We start from the raw sequence: 19475 nt of genomic DNA on the forward strand, positions 1-19475 counted from the left end.
TCCTCCTTGTTATTGCTGAATCACTACCGCTTTAACTCCGTCGTGGAAGCAGATTTCTACCCTATCTCCTACTAAGATCCCCAAGGCGGATCTCACTATTTGACCATCCTCCCGCTTCACCAGCGCAAACCCCTTTGCCATGATCGCTCTTGGATCCAGCACTGCATAAAGATCCTTGTAGCGCTGCAGCGAGGCTTCCTCTTGCTGAAGACCGCCCTGCGCTGCCAGCTGGTACTGACCAGCCAGCGAATCAACACAGCGCTGTTCCTCAGCCAGTCGGGCGTCCAGCTGCAAGGACAAGGCTTGCCTGGCCTGCATGAGCTCCTGAGTGGCATCAGAGGCCTTGCGCTCGGCAAGGTAGGTGTATTGTGTGAGGAGATTGCCTAGACATTGCTCCTCTTCAGCTACGGCTGATGGAAGCTGCGCCAGATACCGCTCCTGATAGTTATGCAAGCGATCGCTGGCGCTCTGCAGCGATTCGCGCACCATGGACTGCGCCTGGGCCTGCCAGAGGGTCACTTGTCTCTCGTGCCGGTTTAGGCAGTCATCCACGCCTCGGCGGTAGCAGTGGCTTAGCTCAGCCAGTGTGAGGGTCTCGTTGCTTAGCTTTTGCTGGGACAGGTTCTGATACTGCCCGTGCAGGCTGACTAGGCAGGTCTCTTCACGGCTCAGGGTCTGGTCGATTAGCTGCCTGGCCAGCTCAATGTTTCTACCAAGCTCCTCCGACTCCAGCTGGAGATGGCGCAGGATCGATCCGATTACCTTGGACGGCGTATCGAAGCGGGTATGCGCTACCAGATCGAGCACGGTCTCGTCGCGCTCATGGCCGATGCCGGTAAAGACCGGGATAGGCAAGCGACAGATCAGCTTGGCCAGCCCATAATGGTTGAGCCATGCCATATCGGCCTTGGCCCCTCCTCCCCGGATCAGGCACACCACGTCATAGGGTGCCTGACCGTGGGCTTCGTAGAGCTGGAGGATTGCTTGCTTGATTGAATCAGGAGCCTTCTCGCCCTGGAACGTCGCTGTGTAGTAATGAAAGCTTACAAGCCCATGACGTTCGAGCAAATCTGCTTCACGCCGGAAGTCACCAAGCCCCGCGGCCTGATCAGGCGAGACAACCGCTATACGCCAGAAGCCCACTGGCGCCGCGAGCGTCTTTTGCCGGTCGTGGATGCCCTCTTCCTTTAACCGCGCCAGTATCTGCTCGACCTTGGCGTGCATTTCACCCAGCGTGTAGTTCGGGTCAATGCCGTAGACCTGGAGCTGGAAGCCATACTGAGGATGCAGCGTGGCGCAGACCTTGAGCATCACTTTCATGCCGGGCTGCGGTTTTGATCCCGTAACCTGTTCAAAGGCTCTTAGCTGCACATTCGAGACACTGCCAAACATCACAGCCGAACACTTGGCGATTTCCTTGCCGTCAGCGCTCTCGATCAGGGTGAACCAGCAGGTACCGCCATTGCGGACGTTGAACTCGCTTAGCTCAGCCACTACCCAGATATGCTCGGCAAAGGAGCGCTTGATCACCCCCTCGATCTGCTTGAGATAGCTATGTAGCGAGATATGCACCGCTGGTGCTGGCGCGTTCATTTCAACACTCAGCAGCAGGCGCAGACTGCTTCATGGTCTCGGCTACAGCAAGCCGTGTTTTGGCCAATCGATCCTCGCAGAACTTGAAGGCCTAGTTCATCTGGGCGGTCAGCGTTTCCAGCTCATCGATGGAGACCTCACCGCGCTGCAGGCGCTCAACGTTGGCTTTGATGAAGGACAGATTCTGCTCGTAGGTTGAACGCTGATCGTCAGACATGTGTCATCTCCCCTATTTCCTTGGCTTTGATATTGAGAGCATAGTGCCAGACGATTCTGAAGTGGCAATCCATACCTGATGAGTCTTCAACAGGTAGAAGACCAAAGGCTTTGCAGGAACAAGCAGCAATGAAAGCTTACGTTCAACCATAAAGTGTTTAAAATCAAACACATATCAAGGTCATGAATATCGGCATGAGATCCATACCCGGCGCGGTCGCCTGGACGGATGTTTTAGCTATAAAACACGTTAACTGCTGGCGTAAACGATACCCAGTCCATGATGTTTTATAGCTAAAACACATCGGTGAGCAGGAGAGGATTAAACAAGGTGCGATTTTTTGATGCGATCGTGGCGCTAGCGCTAGTAGCCGAAATCCACGGAACAGACAAGGCAGTGGCAGACGCAGCAAAGCGATTTTCAAAGGTACTACCCCGACGCCATCGACAGCATATGTTCGACATCATGAACAGCCGTTCACCGTTGCGGCACATAAAAATATTTGTGATGACGCTGCCTGAGGATGTCCTGGAGCTGATGGCCCAAACCAACGGCGACGCTGACAAATAGCCCGTTGCGGGCAGGCAAAAAAAAAGCCCCTATAAGGGGCTAAAGATTTCTGAACGATGTACCGGACCATTCGCACGAGACCTCGTGGATATTAAGGTTATCGGCGCGAACGCAAGAAGCTTTAGCCGTTCTGTTCAGGCTTCTTGTGCAGAAGGTGTGAGTGCTAACCCTGCTATCCATGCCACCAGTCCTAAGGCCAGTGCTAGGCCCGAAAGCCAATACGAGCCGAGACCGACTTCAGCAAGCTGGCTCATAAACAACGGACTGATGATGCCAATGGAAATGCCCGCTACCCCTACTTTGCGTAGATCCTGCGATAGTAACTTGCGTTTCTTGATCGAAAGGTTCATCTGCAATGCACCTGAGGGAGAAAATTCGTATTAAGCCTAGCGGATATCTTCAGCTTTTCTGCTGATAGAGCCTTGCTGCGGTCATTCTGAGCATTGAAAAGCAGGTGGCTTGGTCAAGCCCAACCTGTGAGGAGAGTACCCGCATCGCAAGACAGCCCAGCTCAAAGGCCTTATCCGGCGTAATCGGCACGATGATGGAGCGCCCTGGCGCCTGCATCCTGAGCAGCAACACACCGCGCTCTGGCTGGTTCTGCAGCAGCAATGACTTGGAGCGATCCTCACCATGGTTTCTGGCCTCGAACTCGGGTACCAGTCCGGTCACAGCACACATGAAAAGCGTGGTTTCCCGAGGCGTTACCTGAAAGGTAAGTTTGTGGCCCCAGTCGTAGCCATCACCTGACTTGTTAGCGCCATCCACACTGATGACTGGCTCGCCCGATCGATTCGTTGCAAGCTCGAATTTCAGGGCGCCAGAGGAGGCATAGACGTTGAAACCGGGATAGCGATTAGTCATGGCGTGCAAGCGTTGGGATGATAATACTCAGGCAAATGCACTTGGCTTTTAAAGCTTTTTACTGGACTGTAACGAGCATCTGAAACTTTGAGTCGGATAGAAGTACTTCCCCTCAAGGCGATCTTTTCTCCGCAAGACAGTATAGGCTGAAGACCAGGGGGAATCCCCTGCCGGAAAGCCACGAGCCACCTTTTCAGTACCTTTTTCAGGGCCGAGGGGATTCAGTACTGGCGACTCTCTATAGTAACTCTCGCTGTACCAGTCATTGACCCATTCTGTAGCGCTCCCTGCTGCCATATATAGGCCTAGAGAATTTGGCGGATAGCTATCTACTGCCGTTGGCATAGCGGGGCGCCCTGGTCGAGTATTTCTATCTGGAAAATTCTTTCCGATTTGCAGCGTACCATCATTGGTTGGGTAAAGAATCTTTTTCCCTCTGTCTCGCGCTGCAAATTCCCACTGTGCTTCTGTAGGCAAGTCCACTGGGTAGCCGCTGAGCTCGCCAATCCAGTTGCAGTAGTCCTTGGCCTGTTGCCAGTCTTTAGTGGGAGCTGGATTAGTAGGGAGGTATTTTTGTTTCAAATCATCCCGTTTACGCTGTTCTCTATTAAAAACCTCAAGACCCTGTGCCTCTCTGAAGAGATCAAAATCCTTCAACGTCGTTTTCTTGCTAGCTAGGTAATAGCTGTCCAGCTTGACCTGATGAAGCGGATTATCACTATCGGGTGTAATAGGACAGAGGTTCTCTGGTTCCTCCCCACACGGCCAGTCGCATTTCTGAGCGGGGTCAAAATCACAGATCCAGCCAAAGTCACCCATTTCAAACTCGCCGCCCTCAACAAAGATCATCTCGTCGAGGGAGCGTATCGCAAGCGCCAGAACTTCCCCTTGCTTGGCACCCGAGAGATTTGGGTATTTCTGTTCAATCCCTTGAGCAATAGCCTGCACCTGTTCAGGTAACAGAACGCTGCTTTGGGGAAGCGATGCGGAGTCAGAGTCGCAGGCAGCCAAAAGGCCGAGGCTGATAAGTGAAACAGCCAGGATACGCGCAGTCATGTTCATCCCTGAAATAGCAATCAGGTAAAAGGGTAACATGTACACTCATATGCAAGGCTGTCCATGCCGGCAAAATGGGTATGTGTGTAGGCCCTAAAGAGACCTAACACCTATCCCTATGAGTCAGTTAATAGAAGATAAGTACTCATACCCTATTACCACTTTGTACATTCTATACATCCATAATACCAGCCGTACATCTTATACATCGAAAAACCCCCTCCCCAACCAGCCATCCCTAAAGAAGGAAAGACTAAGGAAAAGAAAAGGAAAAAAGGAAGGAAAAAGGCTCATGTGGGATGTGTCAGGAGGAGGCTAATGGGAGATAGGTTTATACGGGCTGGTATTACAATGTACAGAATGTATTTTCTCAAAGGACATCGGAACGATCGATGTACAGGCTGTACATCGTAGTCTGGTTCTTCTCTCGTTCCTTCCAGCTTACCCGCTACCCCAACAACCGTATTCAGGTCGCCTAAGTCTGGGCAATATTGAAGTCCATAGAGGATGCACTCCCCTGCTGCTTTGGCACATCTATCCGATAGAGAGGATACCAGCTCATTTGGTACGCACTGCGTTCCAAATTGGAAATGCCCGATAAAAACAGGGCATAGATCGAAGGTTCCGCTCATCGAAACCCTTACCAACCTTGCGTGTAAGCAACCTGGCCAAATTCGAAAACAACCACCTTCCATATTTGGCGCGTACTTCACTGACCTTTTGGAAATCAAACTATGCACGGCCTATTTCCAACAGGTTTGAACCTAGCCGGTATCTACAACCCCGATTGCACGCTCCTGCGACTGGCGAATATGATTATCTAGTGATCTATTAGAGGCTACTAGTCGGCCTGCCGACTGAAGATCGCTGATTGAAAATAAGCAGCTAATACAGTTTGGAATCCAATCGTAGCATTCGGAGGGCTAAAAGCCTGGCAAGGTGCAGTAAAGACACTCACGAACTAACTCATGACGCAACGCCCATAACCTTGCATGTACAACGCTTCGTAAGCGATTTAACCTCTTTCTAAACCTGAGTCAGTCTGCTCTTCTTTACTATCAATTGAATATTCAAACGCCATTAATGGCCCTCTGCTTAGCTTTTTTGAAGTAAATCAACCCGAAAATCGGCTCATCAAAGCCAGTAGCTTTGGAGTCGATTTCCGCGCGTGGATAGACACGCAAAACTCGTACAACTTTAGGAAACATGCCATGGAGCCAGAGCCTCCAAGGCGCTTAACCAAGCGCGAGCATGAAGTTGTTGTATTAATTGGAAAAGGACTAAATACCAGACAAATCGCTGACCAGCTGGGAATTGCCTACTTTACCGTTAGAAAGCATCGTTCAAATCTTTTATACAAGCTTAGCCTTCATAGCTCAGCGCAGCTCTCTGCTTATGCAGCCGCATTGATTTCGCAAGATCTTAGCCTGGGCCTCTACAAAACATGGCATGGTCCACCTTGAGCATCCGCCAAAAGCAAATAGCCCGCCTCGTTGCAGAAGGCAACACCAGTAAAGAGATCGGCAGGACCCTTTTCATAAGCGTGGAAACAGTACGTAAGCATCGCCGCAATATTTTTTCGCAACTAGGAATTCACTCAGCTTCCGAATTAGCCGCGTACACACATGTTTTTGAAGACGAAAATACTCCATCGGAGTGATGTTTATGCAATTTATGAAGCCGTATTTTAAAACCGTCCGGGCAATGGGTTCGGACCTATAAGAGGATACGGAAATGGCTAGCGAAACAGTAATTGTCGATATCGACGTCGCCCAGTTAGCAGCGCAAAAGAATAATCACTACAATCTATATCTGGCAAAAGTGGTTAACGGCGTTTGCACAGTTATCTGGCAGTCCAAGGGTCCAGTCGCAACAGTCAACCAGCCTTCGTATGAGCATACAAACACATTTGATATCACAATCCCTAACTATCAAGTGAATTATACAAACGATCCACTGGGAGAGGGAGCAGTCAGTTTTACTTCCGGTGGGGAATCGGCAGTTATTGCCCTGGGCCAGTGCATCACACTCGATGAGAATGGAATTTTTGGCCAGGCTAACAACGAGGCGCCAGCTGCCCCTGGTATGGTCACGATTCTTAACTCTCTAGCTGGCAATCCTCATTCTGTCCTAATGGACAACAAAGGCAATTCCATTTGGGTGAATAAGCAGAGCGGCATGGAACCTTCTGGTGCACCAGAAACGCTTACACCTATAGACCAATACCAGGTGTGGTTTGGCAATACTCAGAATACAGGTACGCTTATCGCCGATGATAGAAGCCTGGTGGGTACTGTCACATTTGACGGTACATCAACGACTGAAACTATAAGTTTCAATGCAAATGGACAATGGGTACCAGGAGCAATCAACGCAGGTAAAGACCTGAGCTCAGGCAAAACCGTGCTTGTGGTTGCTGCTTTCAGCACTACTTTAACTACGGTTGCAGTAACATACGTAACACATCAGCTTATTTCAAAGTTTGCTACAGGACTCAAGCCAAAAGAGATTAAGGTTGATGCCAGTAAAAAAACGGTTCGTATCAGCTTTGATAACTCCAAAGCTTCGTCGTTGAGTAAGCTAGCGCAGGACCAGTACGAAAAAGCGGTAAACGACGCACTGACAAAAGCTGCAAGTGATAAATCATCAGGTCTTCTGCCTAATACCTGGACCCTTAGTGAAGCCTGAGCTTGAAGACGGTTTTAATGGTCCTCTATTTTTTTGAGTTTGGTACAGGTAGCAAATAAAAATGCGTCATTTGACCACCCCCAAGCTATTTGCTTGGGGTTTTTATATTGAGCTTATAAGCTAGCCATCGTCACTGTCTTCAAGATCCGTTCTTTCCATGATCTGACCAATCAGTTTCAGTATGAAAGAGATCCTCTGGCAGGGTTGAAATGAATAGCCTTACATGGCGAAGCGGCGAAGAGCTGTTCATGACGTCAAACATGTACTGCCGGTAACGTCTGGGCAGTTGTTTGGAGAAGCGTTTGGCTGCCTCAGCTACCGCCCGGTCTGTACCATGTATTTCCGCTATGAGTGCCAGTGACAGGACTGCATCAATAAATCGCAAAGTGTCTTCCGTCCTATAGGATAGATGTCCAGATTGTCGCAGGTTGAATACAAATGATGCATCAAGCGTTTAATTCAGATCTATCAGTCGTTGTCAAGACAAATAAGTAGGGTCAATCCGGCTACTCCCTACCCGCGCGGGTAGCAACCACGGCCCTAGCTCGCCTATAACCTGCGTTAAAGTCTTCTGGCACATAACTTCAGTTGCCGACGTGGGAGATCCTCGTGCTTTAGGGTCGCTCATTGTAGGCCTTGTTTCTGACAGCTAATTTGTATTTCCATGCCAGGAGTCACCATGACATCGAAATCCGAAGGCCACGTTTCTTTTCTTGCAAAGAGCCGAGAGCAACACCTGAGCACTACACAGGCCCCCTCCCCTCTTCCGGAGATAAAGAAAGATTCCATTTCGCTTAACCAGGTCATTGATTTGGATCCGGATCTCATCGATGAATGGGAGCTGGTCGATCGACCGGTAGAAGAGTTTGGAGACCTGTCCGAACTCATGAATAGCATCGCCCATCATGGGCAATCCATCCCGATTCTGGTTCGTCAGGCCCCTGCAGGACGCTTCGAGCTGATCTACGGGCGCAGACGTTTGAAAATATGTAAGGACCTTGGAATACAGGTGAAGGCCTTTGTACGCGACCTGAATGATCAGGATGCGTATCAGCAGATGGTGATCGAGAACGAACACCGCCAGGATATCTCCAGTTGGGCCAAAGCCCTTAGTTACAAAAAGGTATTGGATAGAGGCATTTTTCCCAGTCAGGCCTCGCTGGCTATTCATCTGGGGATTGATCGTTCGGCACTCACCAATATTCTTGTCTATACCCGAATTCCTGAGCCTGTCTCCCAGGCCATTGGTACGTTTTCAAAGGTGGGCATCCACACAGCTCGTGCTCTATTGAGCCTTTCCGAGGATAAGGACAACATTGAGCCCCTCATTGCGCTTGCCCCAAAAATCGCCTCAGGTGAGATAGGTGCGAAGAAACTGATGAGAGCCGTTGCCAAGGCCCGTAATCCGTATACTCGAAACACCGGATCGGCTGTTTTTAGTGAGACAGGAAGCAAAATCTTTTCGCTCAGGCGAACACCCAAGGGAACCGTGCAGATCTTGTTTCCAAGCGATGTGGTCTCCAGATTTTCCGAAGATGAACTAAAACAGCGGTTAGCCTCGGCGCTGATGTAACGTGCCACTCAAATGGACCGCCGGTGTTTTATAGCTAAAACATCGGCGCTTTACGGGGAGGCGTTAGATGGTGTTAGCACTGTACGCACTGCTTTAAGCTTTTACTTTAGAGAACCCTTTGTAGGTTAAAAAGCGGTTAAAGATGGTTAAAGAACGGTTAAGGCCTGTGATTAAATGCTTTAAGTTACTGATTTTAAATAATATTTTTGGATAAGGCTGTACCTCAATTTGAGGTATCCATTCCTCAAATTGAGGTATATCCGCCTCAAATTGAGGTATATCCGCCTCAAAATGAGGTATTTGTTCCTCAAAATGAGGTACGTGGCGGGCCTGTTTTAGCTCTTTTTTTCCTAAATCCTTGATTTTCAAGGCTTACAGAGCGGAAAAATGCTGCCAAATGCCACTTTTGAGCAGACCTAAAAATGAGGTATCTCGACCTGAAAATGAGGTATCTGATCTCAATATGAGGTATAAAACGCTAATAAGTGATTGATATATAAGTATTTATTGGTTTCTGGCCATAGTAGATTTTCGCGTCTTGCTAGCCCCTCCTCTTGCACCTAAAAATGAGGTACGCCTGAAAATCAAATCGACTTAGGTCTCCCCTCCCCTTTCAGGCTGTCATCGAGCTGTGATTTCAAATCAGTTCTTACCTCGCCCTTTTCCATTCGTTTTCTTTCCTACCTCATTTTTAGGTCGGTGCTAGAAGGCGGTGCACTACAAACGTGCATACCTCATTTTCAGGTCGAAGACCTCTTTTTAAGGATTTTCGCTGCTTTTAATACAACCACGCATAAGCGCGAAGCCAATACCTCATTTTTAGGCGGAGAACTTTTGTTTTAACCATTGGCAGAGAAATACCTCATTTTCAGGTGCAGCAGGTAGAGCTGTTGTGTCTCCCCACCAAGCCTTTCTAATAGCTGCTCTAAACGGCTCATCCATACCTCATTTTTAGGTAGGAAGCCCCGCCCCTCGGTGATATCTATGCCAGGGTTGGCTAGCGGTATCGGTGATAAAGCGACAAAACCTAAAAATGAGGTAGAGACTCTTTTTGGCTATACCTCATTTTCAGCTGCTGATAGACAGGCAAAAAAACGGCGGCTTCAACGCCGCCTGATCTACAACGAGGGAAGTAGCTAAACCGTAGCAGCGCCCTTTGCCTTAACTACAGTGACCATTCCCTTGGCATCAATCTTCATCTCCTTGAGAAAGCCAACTTCTATCAGTTCCTCAAGGGCATCCTTGACCATCTGCTTGGCCTTGGACTTTTGCGCTGCGCTGCTCCCAGATACCTCAAGCAGCATCTCAAAGTGCAGCGGATACGGGTCCCTGTGGGAGTTGTAAAAGCCGTGCAGCCACTTTGCCAATGGCCCCAGGTTCAACCGTTGCTGCCATTCCAGCCGGGTACTATAGGCACCGTCTATACCAAACAGCACGCCCATCTCCGGTTCGATTTCGACGGACCAGACATCTGAAACCTCGTTGTCAGGGGTCTGATAGATAAAGCTTCTAACGAGCGACATCCCTTTACCTGATTTGAGCCGGGTGGATTCAATCCTGACGGTGGTAGCGGAGAGTCGATCCAGGATTTCGATCAGGCGCTGCGTATAGTACTTACCGTATCCCCAGCCAAGCGCCTTCTTGATTTCAGAAAAGGTAAACTCGATCGGTTTGCCCAGCTCCTTTCCTCTGCTCATGTGCAGGATCTGAAGCCATACGTCCAGATCATCCTGACGCAGCTCCTCACCCTTATAGAACACAGCCGTCTGTCCATAGGAGAGAATCTGGTTGGAGATATAGACTCTGGGGTGCTTTTTATTGCGCGCAGTAAACAGCGCGGTACGTAGGATTTCATTTGGAGCACTGCGTAGGGGCTCTGCCCAAAGCGGTAGCTGCAACGATTTCTGTGCCTCGACCGCCTCAGCTCTGGCCTTGATATTGGCCAGGCCCCTGCCTCGCTTTTTGCCCTCCTCAGTCATCTACGCCTCCAGTGCTAGCTGCTCGAGGAATGCCTTAAGCTTTTCTTCCTTCTCGGGACTGTACGTCTGGCTGTCCAAGCGTACCTGCAGGTACTTGTCCTTGCGCTCGAATACCGCAACAGGCTTGTGACCTACAATGATCTCTTCCTTTTCTGCGGCGGGCTTTTGAGGTTTCTGAGCCAGTTTTTTGGTCAGAAACGCTGAGAGGTTGGGTACTTTCTTTTCATCACTGATCATGTCCCGCACCCCCACAATCAGCGCCTTTTCAATTTCAGCCTTGGACACACCTTCGTCGAACAGTGTACCGATGGTTTTGGCAACAGTGGCAGCCGAAAGCGCAGAGACTAGTCTGGGTTTGGTCTTGAGAAGATCAATAACAGGCTTGGGAAGCTTTTCAAATGCCTTGATCCGATAGAAATGGGCACGGCTCATCTCAAGCAGTGATGCGACCTGCTTGGCGGTAGAAAAGGCGCCTTCGAAGCGATCAAGCGAGAGATAGATTTCCAGGTCGCTGAGGTTTTTACGATGGATATTTTCTGCCAGTGCCTGGACAGCAGATTCGGCGTCAGAGATCTGTACTATTTCTGCATCGATGGTCTTAAGGCCCAGCTTCTTGTGTGCGAGAAGTCGGCACTCACCTGCAACCAGCTCGTACCCGGTGGGCACGGGGCGAACCTTGATGACCTCAATCAGACCATTTTCTTCAATGGATCGAGCCAGCTCTTCAATATAGGTCTCATCGAATTCCAGACGGGGCTGATAAGGGCTAGAGGTGATTTGGTCAACCTCAATAGACCTGATTGTACGGCCCGACAGGGGATTGCCTACTAGCTGCTTTTGCTGATGCTCCTGGAAATTGGCTGAGAAAGCGTTTTGAACCATGAAAGCATTCAAGCGCCCCGGCTTGGCATTACCGGCCTTGGCTTCGGTCGGCTTTTGTTCCTTTTGCTTGTTTTGTGCGGGCATCATGCGTACTCCTTGGTTACAACGCTATCAATATGCTCAGCCAGTTCCTTGTACTGCTTTGCAATGTGGTTGTTCTTGTCAATAAGGCGCAGCGGTACCTTGACGGCAGCTGACTGGTTGATCTTTGAGGACGTGCCGATCTTGATCGGGATGACCTTGCCAAACATCTTGGCTGCATCTTCTTCATTCTGGCGACACAGGCTTAACCTGTCGTCATGCCAGATAAGCAGGGCGCCCAAGAATTCGAGCGTGGGATTAATCAGCTTGATCTGCCCTACCCGCTTGTTAAGGTCACTTAGCCCATAGGCTCCATAAGGCGCACCTGATTCCAGCGGGACTAGATAATGAGTCGATGCAGCCAACGCATTCATGGTGAGAATCTGTAGCGAAGGAGGGCAGTCGATAATGATGTAGTCGACGTGCTCCAGCAGCGGCTCAAGCCGGGCACGCAACACCTCATTCGGACGTGGATGACTATTCTTAAGCGTGTCCCCAATAGTCTCTAATCCCATTGACCCATAGATCAGCGCTACGCCTTCAACGCGAGTATCGGTATGAATGAAAGCCTGAAGTGGGAGCTCAAGATTTAGCAGCATCTCAGCGGCTGTATAGCGTATCTCGGCAGGGTGGTTCATTCCGATATGCAGGCTTGAGTTGGCCTGTGGGTCCATGTCGATAACCAGAACGGTTTTACCCATCTGGGCTAGATTATCGGCCAGGTTTATACAGGTCGTTGTTTTGCCACACCCGCCCTTGTGATTGGCTACAGCAATGACGGTCGCCTTTGATGAATCCATCGTCTTTCATTCCCCCTTCGCTTCAGAGTGAAGCTGAAAATAGGTGTCTCATGATGAGACATTTATGCCCTTCTCATAGGCCCAATCAGCTTAAGTATACTTATGATCAGCTACAAAAAATTAAGCGATAGGGTAATTTTTTAGAGCAGATCGTTTATTGCGGGCGGGTTGAGTATCGTTTTCCGCCTTGGCATGCAAGTGCCTCATGATGAGACACTTGCATGGTTCCTAGTCCCCTTACGCCTAATCTCGTATTTGGCATAGCCACCGCAGCTCTGTTCCTTCCATCCTGGGGTCAGGTCTATATGAAGTTTAAGTGTTCCATCATGAGACACATGAACGACTGTAGAAAACCTCACATATGTAGTAGCTAGGCTGCGCTCTCAATCTGCTCAAGGGGAATGACATCGTTGGTGTCTCATGATGAGACACTTTGTGTAAAGGCCGTTAAAACTACAAGGCTTACGATGTGATGCTTAATTCTTCGATTGGTATCAATACAAGAATACTTTTGGAAATTTCTGAGGCAGCCTTGTGAGATTTTAGAAGTCTCGCTGCTGAGTTGAAGAAATGAAGGGCATAGCTATGATAGTAACGGGCTATCATGAGTCCGATTCTTATAGGTCGGGTGGTATCCTCGGTGCTCTAAAAAGACAGGTATCCCGCTGATAGGCGCTTCTGCCCGAGCGCAGAAATAATCCTGGCTGCGTTGATATCGCGGTCGTAACCGATACTGTACTTGCTGCAAACCTATTCTCTTATAGACGCTCTTTGACCCCTGTCGGGATGCCGCCAGCTGAGCATGTAAAGTGGTGTATGCCTCGGCTATTTCCTTGAAAACAATACCTGCGCGAACGCACTTGCATTCCAGCATTGTCCAGCCAGCATCCAGCACTGACTTAGCATCTTGGTTTTGGCGAGTTTCGAAGGGCTTACGTCGCCCACGATGATGGTGCCGTAGCTGTTTACCAACCTGCGGCTGAACTGGTGCAGCGCATTATTGCGCCGGGTGGTGATCCTGGCGTGAATAGTATGGATACGTTTCCTGTTTTGGCTGTGTTGGGCGAGGCAAGCTTTGGCCCTAGATCACACTAGAACTGCCGTTTCTCAAGGTTGCTGCCATCGCTGAATTTTCGCAATCTATTTAAGACCAAGGTCGACGCCTACCTAACCCTGTCCAAGCCCTGGCTTGCTATCGGCATCAACCACTACATTGAAGTACCAGCATTCGCGGGCGTCCTAAAGGAGCGAGGCAGAGCGGAATTTGTATCCTGCCAAACCGTGGCTGTCCCACTCCTTGAAACAGCGGCCTTTGTGTTTGACCTGCTCACTCTCTCCGCTTTACGCTCCGGAAATGGGGCTTCGAGTAGGCACATTAAGCACTTGCGCTCTGAGCCAATCGCCACCGCCTGTCAACATGATGCCCTATGGAGCCTCGGCTATTTTGCAGGCACTGGGGAGGCGCCGGTTTTCAGCAGTAAAGGCAATGATGTGAGCAGCAGACGAGACCACTTTAGAAAGGCTAGGCGTCATCTTGAAAGCGAGGCCAAACGCCATTTGTGAGAAAGATGCTGGTGGCTAGCACTTGATCTAAAAAGTGTCTCATGATGAGACACTTTAATTCATCGAAGGAGATTTGCCGTATCGCTTAAAGATAAAGGCTGTGGCGATTAATCAACTGCTTCTGGTCATGAAAGATCATGAAGGGAAACAAAGCTCCAAAGATACGTTCTTGATCAGCTGCAGACACCCAACTGGCGTCACCATCAAGTGTTTCTAGCATAGCGCGCATCACATTATCGATGAGGTGAGTATCGGTACAGGGTTTGACTTCAACCATTAGCGCTTCGACAGCCTGTGCCAGCTCTAGATGATTAGGATAGTTTGCGCTGAGATTTAATTTTGCGCAGATATAGCTGGGATGTCCACGCTGTGCTGGCAAGAGGATCAGTAGTGTCCCATACAAGGCGGATAATTGGCCCGCATCGAAATAGGCTCGATCGCTAACCCAGCTACTGTTAAAAAACGCCTGCAAGATACTCACCGTTGCGACAAGACCAATCTCTCTATAGCGGTGATTGTCGAGCAAGGCCGTATGCTGCACCGTTTTAAATGCTTCGGGCCCGCTGTAATAGGAAACAGTTTCCTTAAAGTTCAGATAGGTTTTGATTGGGCTAAAACAGGCTCTTCGCCATTTCAGGCTTCGCTTCGCATGCCAATGCCCTGCAGCGGGAAGCAGAAACTGTGTCAACCAGCGATAGCATTCCTGGCAGGACCAGGTAACGTTGTCAGAAGAGGAATGGTAGCTGGACGCGTTCCAAAGTATCGCTATCTCATGGTCATCACATAGCTCATCAACGGACTCTCCAAATAACATGGCCCTGTACCCTGAGGGAGAGTAGGGCATTATCCGGTTAAAGGCCCTGTGAAATATATGCCATGTGGTGTTGCCGTTGTCTGTCTCATGAGCATTAGCGAAGCTTATGAGTACATCCCATACGTCCTTCTCAACAACGCATAGTACAAACTGGGTGCCATGTCTTTGCATCACGGGGAAATTGTTTGCTTTCAACTCAGCTTCAAGATTGCGAAGAGAATTGAGATAGGTATCAGAAAGTCGATCAGCTATCCCTACTATCTCTTGAAGCACCTGATCTGAAACATGAAACTGACAATTGTTGAGATCAACAATGTGCTTGAACTGACCCAGCCCGTAGGTCCCTCGGTAAAAGGGTCTCGTCTTGGTAGAGACCGGCTCGCCATTGTTACCTAAGAAATGAGTAAGAAGCCATTTTTGATCAAGAACTACTGTCACGCCTCCGGTACTAGGGAGCTTAATGGAGACTGCAGCTGAGCCTGGATACTGATCGGGTGCTGGGAGAAACGACGACAGATCTATAAAGGGTTGCTTGATAGACCAGTGCTTTTCATCAAAATAGTGTGTCTCAAGTTGGCTCGATTTCAGGTTTGCGTGAACTAGATAATCATTTGCCAGATTTGCAATTTCAGGCCGTGGATCTGTGATGGCTTTTAGAAGTTTCTCTGTGAAGCCCACCTTTGCCATCCAGGCGTTACCGAATTGCTGGCTATCTGCTCCAGGGAAAAACTTCAACAGCACGTCAGGTGCATCCTGAAGTCTTTCTGTAAGGTGTTCGGCCGTCCAGATATCACCCTCGATGCCTTTTCCATGAAGTTTTCGATTAGCCTCTAGCCAGTAATCAGAAAGCGATTGAAGACCGTCTTGCGCCAGTATTAGGGTATATTTACGGGCACGATTCGCCCACTCGCCTGCTAAAAAAGTGTCAACCGCAGACAGAAGCTCTTTACCTGAACTACGTCTGCATTTACATTCAAAAACATGAAGCTGATCCGGACGGCTACGTTCAAAGGCAAAGAGATCGATACCCTGTTGAGATTTAGCTCCCATCTGCCCTAGTCGCTGACAGCCAACCAGATCGTGATCTCTTCTCAAAAGCCACCAGCAGAACTGCTCAAACTGCTCGAAGGACATGTCTTTGAAGCCCAGCGTATGTGCGCCGGTAGGCAGAGTGGTGTTTTGTCTGCTAACAGGAGCCTCTTCAGTTAGGTGCTCCTCCCAGGCTTGAGGGAATATATGGGTTTCTATGCTCATTTGGAAAACCGGTCAGAGACAGTTGGAAAGGGCCACAACATCTTAGGCTGAGGGTTTTATAGGTTCGCTACTGCTTCTCGAGGTTATCTCCTCGTAAAGCGGGTAGTAGTGCTATACGACAACACGTCGGTTGCGTACCTGTAGTTGCAGGTATGCAAGTAGTAGGCATATGCCCAAGCGCATCCTTTGCCTTGATTATCTCGTTTAATCTGAAGTGTGCAGAATGCTTTTGTAGAGGAGCCATTTATGGTCACTATAGCTCAATCCAAGATGACTATGCCCACCGAGGGCGAGGTAAGGGCGGCCGTGCAGGGTCATCATGCCTTGGCGCCCTACCTGGCAATCCAGTTCGAGACGCAACACATTCAGATCTTTGAAGATCAGAAACAGGCGCATCAGGTCGAGCTGCCTACTTCGGCGCTGCGCCTGCTGGTAGACATTCTGGCAGAACTCGCTGATGGAAACGCCGTAAAGGTGGTACCTGTTCATGCGGAAATGACAACTCAAGAGGCTGCGGATCTACTTAATGTGTCCCGCCCTCATTTAGTCAAGCTGCTTGAAGAGGGCGTCTTAGCCTATCATCGGACCGGCAAGCACCGTAGGGTGAGGTTTGCCGACCTGATGCACTACAAGGAAACGCGTGAGCGTGCCAGTGAGCAGGCGATGGCCGAACTTGCCCAGCAGTCCCAAGAGCTAGGCATGGGTTAAGAATGAGGCATTCCCCCTTTACAGCTGTTTACGACGCATGTGCTTTGTACCCGGCGCCACTTCGAGATTTTCTTATGCGGCTAGGTTTGTCTGGCCAGTTTCGGGCCCGAGGGAGCCAGGCGATTCATAAAGGCCAGTCAGACAGAGATCGACAAGGTGACAGCCAATCTGGCCGCCGCTGGCTATGGACCATAGGATATGCAGTTGGCCAGCGAGCGTCTGCAGCGCTTCGCCCATTTACTGACACAGGTTTGACCAGAAGTAGCCGCTGCTAAAGGTAAAATTTTGGTGTGTCTCATCATGAGACGCCCTAACGCCTAATAGGGATGAAAACTTCATTTAGAGGTCGAAGCATCTAGCTGGACTTTAACAGTACGTTATGCCACCAGATTGACCATAGCGGGGGATTTTTCTAATTGAGCGCTGCCTTCGTTGGCAGTCCGAGGCCCTAAATAGTCCCTAAAAAGTCCTTGTATTCTGTAATCAGAATGGCATAATCAGTTTAACAACTAACCCTCATGATCGGTGTGGCTTGACCATCTGATTTGAGGGGGAAAAAGCCGGCTTTAGCCGGTTTTTTCGTTTATGGAGTATGAACATGCCGGGATTGCTTCCTCCCTCAGGGCCTCTACGTACTCGGGTTTATGTTGATGGCTATAATTTTTATTATGGCTGCCTGAAGGGTACGGCTTATAAGTGGCTTGACCTGCTTGCCCTTTTCGAAAAGCAAATCTTGCCGTCTGCTTTGCTCAAGAATGAGTCTGGTAACACACCTTACGGCTCTCTTCTTGTTAACCCAGGCCTTAAATTTTTTACTGCCAAAATTCTTGAAAAGGTTGCCAAGACGCCAGACTCCGTTTCTTCACAGGCCAGATATCACACAGCCCTGGCGAAATACTATAAGGGGAGGGTAGAGGTAATAGAAGGCTACTATGCAGTCAACAAGATGAAGGTTCGTATTGTTGATGCCGAAAATCCTGATCAGCCTCCTCGGGACTGCCAAGAAATCCAGGCCTGGAAAGTAGAAGAGAAGCAGAGCGATGTGAATCTTGCGCTTCATGCCTACCACGATGCACTGACAGGCGTCATTGACCATGCGGTTATTGTCACCAATGACACGGATATTGTCCCTGCCTTAAGAATGATCCGAGAACATACCGACGTAAAGATAGGAATCGTCGTTCCCACTTCGGATCATCAGCGAATCCCCAATACGAGTCTGGCAGAGCTAGCGCACTGGGTCAGAACTCATATCACGCATGCGGAGCTGGCAGCGTGCCAATTACCTCGGGTCATTCAAGGCCGTAGACCTACCATCAAGCCTGAGTCATGGTATGCCCGTCCTGACCTGTTACGGCAGGTATTGAATTTAGCCATTCCAATCAGGGGAGGTGAAGGCAATGCGTTTAAGTGGATGAACAGCCCTAATGAATACCTAGACGGAAATTGCCCGATAGATCTGGTAGATACGGAGGAAGGGGCTAAACAGGTCTTGGACTACATTTACGGCTGGATTGCCCAGCAGATTGACTGCTCCCCGCCCTGAAGGCCGGGGATTCCCAATTCACTGCGAACAGGACACAGGTACTTGACCTGTGCCGCTTACATTCGCTCCAGGGGCTAACACGGCCAGCCCGGCCGCTTTGATATTAAGGGCGGCATTCACGTCCCGGTCATGTTCTGCCTTGCATTGAGGGCAAACCCACGAACGGACGCTAAGCGGCATCAGGTCCACTACAAACCCACAGCCAGAACAACGCTTTGAGCTTGGAAACCAGCGGTCTATGGCGACCACTCGCCTGCCTGCCCAGGCGCTCTTGTATTGCAGCTAGCGGACCAGTTCACCCCAACCCGCGTCGGCGATGGCTTTGCTCAGTCTGGGATTTCTGATCATGTTTTTTACAGCAAGAGTTTCGACACAGACCACTTGGTTTTCGTTAATCAGTCTGCGTGACAGCTTGTGCAAGCCGTCGAGTCGGCAATCAGCGATCCTGGCGTAAATACGCGCAACCTTCTGGCGGGCCCTGGCTCGATTGGCAGAGCCGAGCTTTTTACGGCTCAGACGGCGCTGCGCCAACGCCAGCCGGGAGGCGTATTTGGCTGTATGGCGAGCATTGGCAACCGGCTCGCCTTCGGAGGGTACAAACACCATGTCGATGCCGATCATTTTCGGCGTGACGGGCAAGGCTTGAGGTTCGAATTCACACAGGCACGAGACGAAATAGCGCCCAGCTGCATCCCTTGAAACCGTCACGGTAGAAGGGGCTGACGGCAGGGCACGACTCCATCTGATCGCCAATGGCTCGGTGCTCTTGGCCAAGTATAATTTGCCATCCTGATACTTGAATGCTGATGCCGTAAACTCTGCCGATTGATGGTTTCGCTTTTTCTTGAAGGTGGGGTACCTGGCCCGTCCTTCAAAAAAGTTCTTGAACGCAGTCTGCAGGTGGCGCAGGGATTGTTGAAGAGGGACGCAGGAAACCTCATTCAGGAACGCCAGTTCCGGCTGCTTCTTGAGTGCGGTCAGGTAGGCACTAGCAGCGGCATAGCCGATTTTCTGCTGTTCCTTATGGAACGCATCGGTACGCCAGCGAAGCACTGTGTTATAGACCAAACGCACGCAGCCAAACGTCTTTGCAAGCAGCTCTGCTTGTTCAAGCGTTGGGTAGAACCGGTATTTGTAGGCGCGTTTAGTCATGCCTTACAACATACAAAACTTGATGTGAGATAGAAATTGGCCCTTAGCAGGAAGCGATAAGAGGGCACGCTTTGCGCGCCGCGCTATCCCTCCCCGCACTACAAGTACGGGGTATCTCGCGCAAAACTGATGATC

19 protein-coding genes and 2 pseudogenes are annotated in these 19475 nt (G+C 49.9%); 8 read left to right on the forward strand and 13 right to left on the reverse strand.

The features are described 5' to 3' along the window. Positions 1 to 9: 9 nt before the first annotated feature. Complete coding sequence (gene xseA / locus JQR90_RS24410) at positions 10 to 1593, reverse strand: exodeoxyribonuclease VII large subunit (RefSeq protein WP_434141410.1); 1584 nt, start codon at positions 1591 to 1593, stop codon at positions 10 to 12. Positions 1594 to 1684: 91 nt separating this feature from the next. Then, positions 1685 to 1810 (reverse strand): hypothetical protein, encoded by a 126-nt coding sequence (locus JQR90_RS24415; protein WP_434141408.1) that lies wholly within the window; start codon positions 1808 to 1810, stop codon positions 1685 to 1687. 396 nt (positions 1811 to 2206) lie between these two features. Between JQR90_RS24415 and JQR90_RS24420 the strand changes: the two genes are divergently transcribed. Then, the gene (locus JQR90_RS24420) at positions 2207 to 2380 is read left to right on the forward strand and encodes a hypothetical protein (protein WP_434156965.1); all 174 of its coding nucleotides are present in this window, start codon (positions 2207 to 2209) and stop codon (positions 2378 to 2380) included. A gap of 134 nt (positions 2381 to 2514) precedes the next feature. Here JQR90_RS24420 and JQR90_RS24425 read toward each other — a convergent pair whose 3' ends face one another. From JQR90_RS24425 to JQR90_RS24440, 4 genes are all read right to left on the reverse strand, one after another. Next, positions 2515 to 2730 (reverse strand): hypothetical protein, encoded by a 216-nt coding sequence (locus JQR90_RS24425; RefSeq protein ID WP_434141404.1) that lies wholly within the window; start codon positions 2728 to 2730, stop codon positions 2515 to 2517. A gap of 49 nt (positions 2731 to 2779) precedes the next feature. Then, complete coding sequence (locus JQR90_RS24430; RefSeq protein WP_434141402.1) at positions 2780 to 3244, reverse strand: hypothetical protein; 465 nt, start codon at positions 3242 to 3244, stop codon at positions 2780 to 2782. A gap of 48 nt (positions 3245 to 3292) precedes the next feature. Then, a complete protein-coding gene (locus tag JQR90_RS24435; RefSeq protein WP_434141400.1) occupies positions 3293 to 4339 on the reverse strand; it encodes a formylglycine-generating enzyme family protein in 1047 nt (348 codons plus the stop codon). A gap of 519 nt (positions 4340 to 4858) precedes the next feature. Then, a complete protein-coding gene (locus JQR90_RS24440; RefSeq protein WP_434156963.1) occupies positions 4859 to 4984 on the reverse strand; it encodes a hypothetical protein in 126 nt (41 codons plus the stop codon). 527 nt (positions 4985 to 5511) lie between these two features. Between JQR90_RS24440 and JQR90_RS24445 the strand changes: the two genes are divergently transcribed. The 3 genes from JQR90_RS24445 (at position 5512) to JQR90_RS24455 (ending at position 6988) form a co-directional block, all read left to right on the forward strand. Beyond that, positions 5512 to 5763, forward strand: coding sequence for a response regulator transcription factor (locus tag JQR90_RS24445; RefSeq protein ID WP_239382999.1), 252 nt, complete (start codon positions 5512 to 5514; stop codon positions 5761 to 5763). Next, the gene (locus tag JQR90_RS24450; RefSeq protein ID WP_414479242.1) at positions 5745 to 5960 is read left to right on the forward strand and encodes a response regulator transcription factor; all 216 of its coding nucleotides are present in this window, start codon (positions 5745 to 5747) and stop codon (positions 5958 to 5960) included. The genes JQR90_RS24445 and JQR90_RS24450 overlap by 19 nt, the downstream gene beginning before the upstream one ends. A gap of 74 nt (positions 5961 to 6034) precedes the next feature. Beyond that, complete coding sequence (locus JQR90_RS24455) at positions 6035 to 6988, forward strand: hypothetical protein (RefSeq protein ID WP_239382998.1); 954 nt, start codon at positions 6035 to 6037, stop codon at positions 6986 to 6988. Between the two features lie 139 nt (positions 6989 to 7127). On the opposite strand, the gene JQR90_RS24460 is transcribed toward JQR90_RS24455, so the two are convergent. Then, complete coding sequence (locus JQR90_RS24460) at positions 7128 to 7373, reverse strand: DUF7740 domain-containing protein (protein WP_434141398.1); 246 nt, start codon at positions 7371 to 7373, stop codon at positions 7128 to 7130. A 294-nt stretch (positions 7374 to 7667) separates the two neighbouring features. Between JQR90_RS24460 and JQR90_RS24465 the strand changes: the two genes are divergently transcribed. After that, entirely contained in the window at positions 7668 to 8561 is an 894-nt protein-coding gene (locus tag JQR90_RS24465) for a ParB/RepB/Spo0J family partition protein (protein ID WP_404629373.1), read from the forward strand. A gap of 93 nt (positions 8562 to 8654) precedes the next feature. Here the strand turns inward: JQR90_RS24465 and JQR90_RS24470 are convergent, their stop codons facing one another. The 5 genes from JQR90_RS24470 to JQR90_RS24490 form a co-directional block, all read right to left on the reverse strand. Then, positions 8655 to 8930 carry a hypothetical protein gene (locus tag JQR90_RS24470; RefSeq protein WP_434141396.1) on the reverse strand — a complete coding sequence of 92 codons (276 nt, stop codon included), beginning with the start codon at positions 8928 to 8930 and terminating at the stop codon, positions 8655 to 8657. A gap of 767 nt (positions 8931 to 9697) precedes the next feature. Beyond that, positions 9698 to 10540 (reverse strand): plasmid replication initiator TrfA, encoded by an 843-nt coding sequence (trfA, locus tag JQR90_RS24475; protein ID WP_010799179.1) that lies wholly within the window; start codon positions 10538 to 10540, stop codon positions 9698 to 9700. Beyond that, entirely contained in the window at positions 10541 to 11509 is a 969-nt protein-coding gene (locus JQR90_RS24480; protein ID WP_434141394.1) for a ParB/RepB/Spo0J family partition protein, read from the reverse strand. Continuing rightward, the gene (locus JQR90_RS24485; protein WP_010799181.1) at positions 11506 to 12303 is read right to left on the reverse strand and encodes a ParA family protein; all 798 of its coding nucleotides are present in this window, start codon (positions 12301 to 12303) and stop codon (positions 11506 to 11508) included. Before JQR90_RS24485 ends, JQR90_RS24480 begins: the two co-directional genes overlap by 4 nt. A gap of 1648 nt (positions 12304 to 13951) precedes the next feature. Next, the gene (locus tag JQR90_RS24490; RefSeq protein WP_434141392.1) at positions 13952 to 15934 is read right to left on the reverse strand and encodes a hypothetical protein; all 1983 of its coding nucleotides are present in this window, start codon (positions 15932 to 15934) and stop codon (positions 13952 to 13954) included. 246 nt (positions 15935 to 16180) lie between these two features. Here JQR90_RS24490 and JQR90_RS24495 point away from each other — a divergent pair, with 246 nt between their 5' ends. The 3 genes and pseudogenes from JQR90_RS24495 to JQR90_RS24505 all read left to right on the forward strand — a co-directional run bounded on the left by JQR90_RS24495 (position 16181) and on the right by JQR90_RS24505 (position 18188). Further along, positions 16181 to 16642: a helix-turn-helix domain-containing protein gene (locus JQR90_RS24495; RefSeq protein ID WP_434141390.1), complete on the forward strand. Its 462-nt coding sequence runs from the start codon at positions 16181 to 16183 to the stop codon at positions 16640 to 16642. Positions 16643 to 16644: 2 nt separating this feature from the next. Continuing rightward, positions 16645 to 16773, forward strand: a pseudogene (locus JQR90_RS24500) (PIN domain-containing protein); the annotation flags it as partial. A 467-nt stretch (positions 16774 to 17240) separates the two neighbouring features. Beyond that, on the forward strand, positions 17241 to 18188 hold the full coding sequence (locus JQR90_RS24505; protein ID WP_434141388.1) for an antitoxin Xre/MbcA/ParS toxin-binding domain-containing protein: 948 nt from the start codon (positions 17241 to 17243) through the stop codon (positions 18186 to 18188). Between the two features lie 18 nt (positions 18189 to 18206). Here JQR90_RS24505 and JQR90_RS24510 read toward each other — a convergent pair. Next, positions 18207 to 19340: pseudogene (locus tag JQR90_RS24510) on the reverse strand (RNA-guided endonuclease InsQ/TnpB family protein). Between the last annotated feature and the right edge of the window lie 135 nt (positions 19341 to 19475).

The organism is Pseudomonas sp. JZ114 (assembly GCF_051027705.1).
Classification (GTDB): Bacteria; Pseudomonadota; Gammaproteobacteria; order Pseudomonadales; family Pseudomonadaceae; genus Chryseomonas; species Chryseomonas luteola.

Coding starts and splice junctions, on each gene's coding strand:
- JQR90_RS24480 (WP_434141394.1), bottom strand. CDS start 11,509: ATGATGCCCGCACAAAACAAGCAAAAGGAACAAAAGCCGACCGAAGCC.
- trfA (WP_010799179.1), bottom strand. CDS start 10,540: ATGACTGAGGAGGGCAAAAAGCGAGGCAGGGGCCTGGCCAATATCAAG.
- JQR90_RS24495 (WP_434141390.1), top strand. CDS start 16,181: ATGGTCACTATAGCTCAATCCAAGATGACTATGCCCACCGAGGGCGAG.
- JQR90_RS24450 (WP_414479242.1), top strand. CDS start 5,745: ATGGCATGGTCCACCTTGAGCATCCGCCAAAAGCAAATAGCCCGCCTC.
- JQR90_RS24430 (WP_434141402.1), bottom strand. CDS start 3,244: ATGACTAATCGCTATCCCGGTTTCAACGTCTATGCCTCCTCTGGCGCC.
- JQR90_RS24425 (WP_434141404.1), bottom strand. CDS start 2,730: ATGAACCTTTCGATCAAGAAACGCAAGTTACTATCGCAGGATCTACGC.
- JQR90_RS24505 (WP_434141388.1), top strand. CDS start 17,241: ATGCCGGGATTGCTTCCTCCCTCAGGGCCTCTACGTACTCGGGTTTAT.
- xseA (WP_434141410.1), bottom strand. CDS start 1,593: ATGAACGCGCCAGCACCAGCGGTGCATATCTCGCTACATAGCTATCTC.
- JQR90_RS24445 (WP_239382999.1), top strand. CDS start 5,512: ATGGAGCCAGAGCCTCCAAGGCGCTTAACCAAGCGCGAGCATGAAGTT.
- JQR90_RS24455 (WP_239382998.1), top strand. CDS start 6,035: ATGGCTAGCGAAACAGTAATTGTCGATATCGACGTCGCCCAGTTAGCA.
- JQR90_RS24490 (WP_434141392.1), bottom strand. CDS start 15,934: ATGAGCATAGAAACCCATATATTCCCTCAAGCCTGGGAGGAGCACCTA.
- JQR90_RS24465 (WP_404629373.1), top strand. CDS start 7,668: ATGACATCGAAATCCGAAGGCCACGTTTCTTTTCTTGCAAAGAGCCGA.
- JQR90_RS24435 (WP_434141400.1), bottom strand. CDS start 4,339: ATGTTACCCTTTTACCTGATTGCTATTTCAGGGATGAACATGACTGCG.
- JQR90_RS24415 (WP_434141408.1), bottom strand. CDS start 1,810: ATGTCTGACGATCAGCGTTCAACCTACGAGCAGAATCTGTCCTTCATC.
- JQR90_RS24485 (WP_010799181.1), bottom strand. CDS start 12,303: ATGGATTCATCAAAGGCGACCGTCATTGCTGTAGCCAATCACAAGGGC.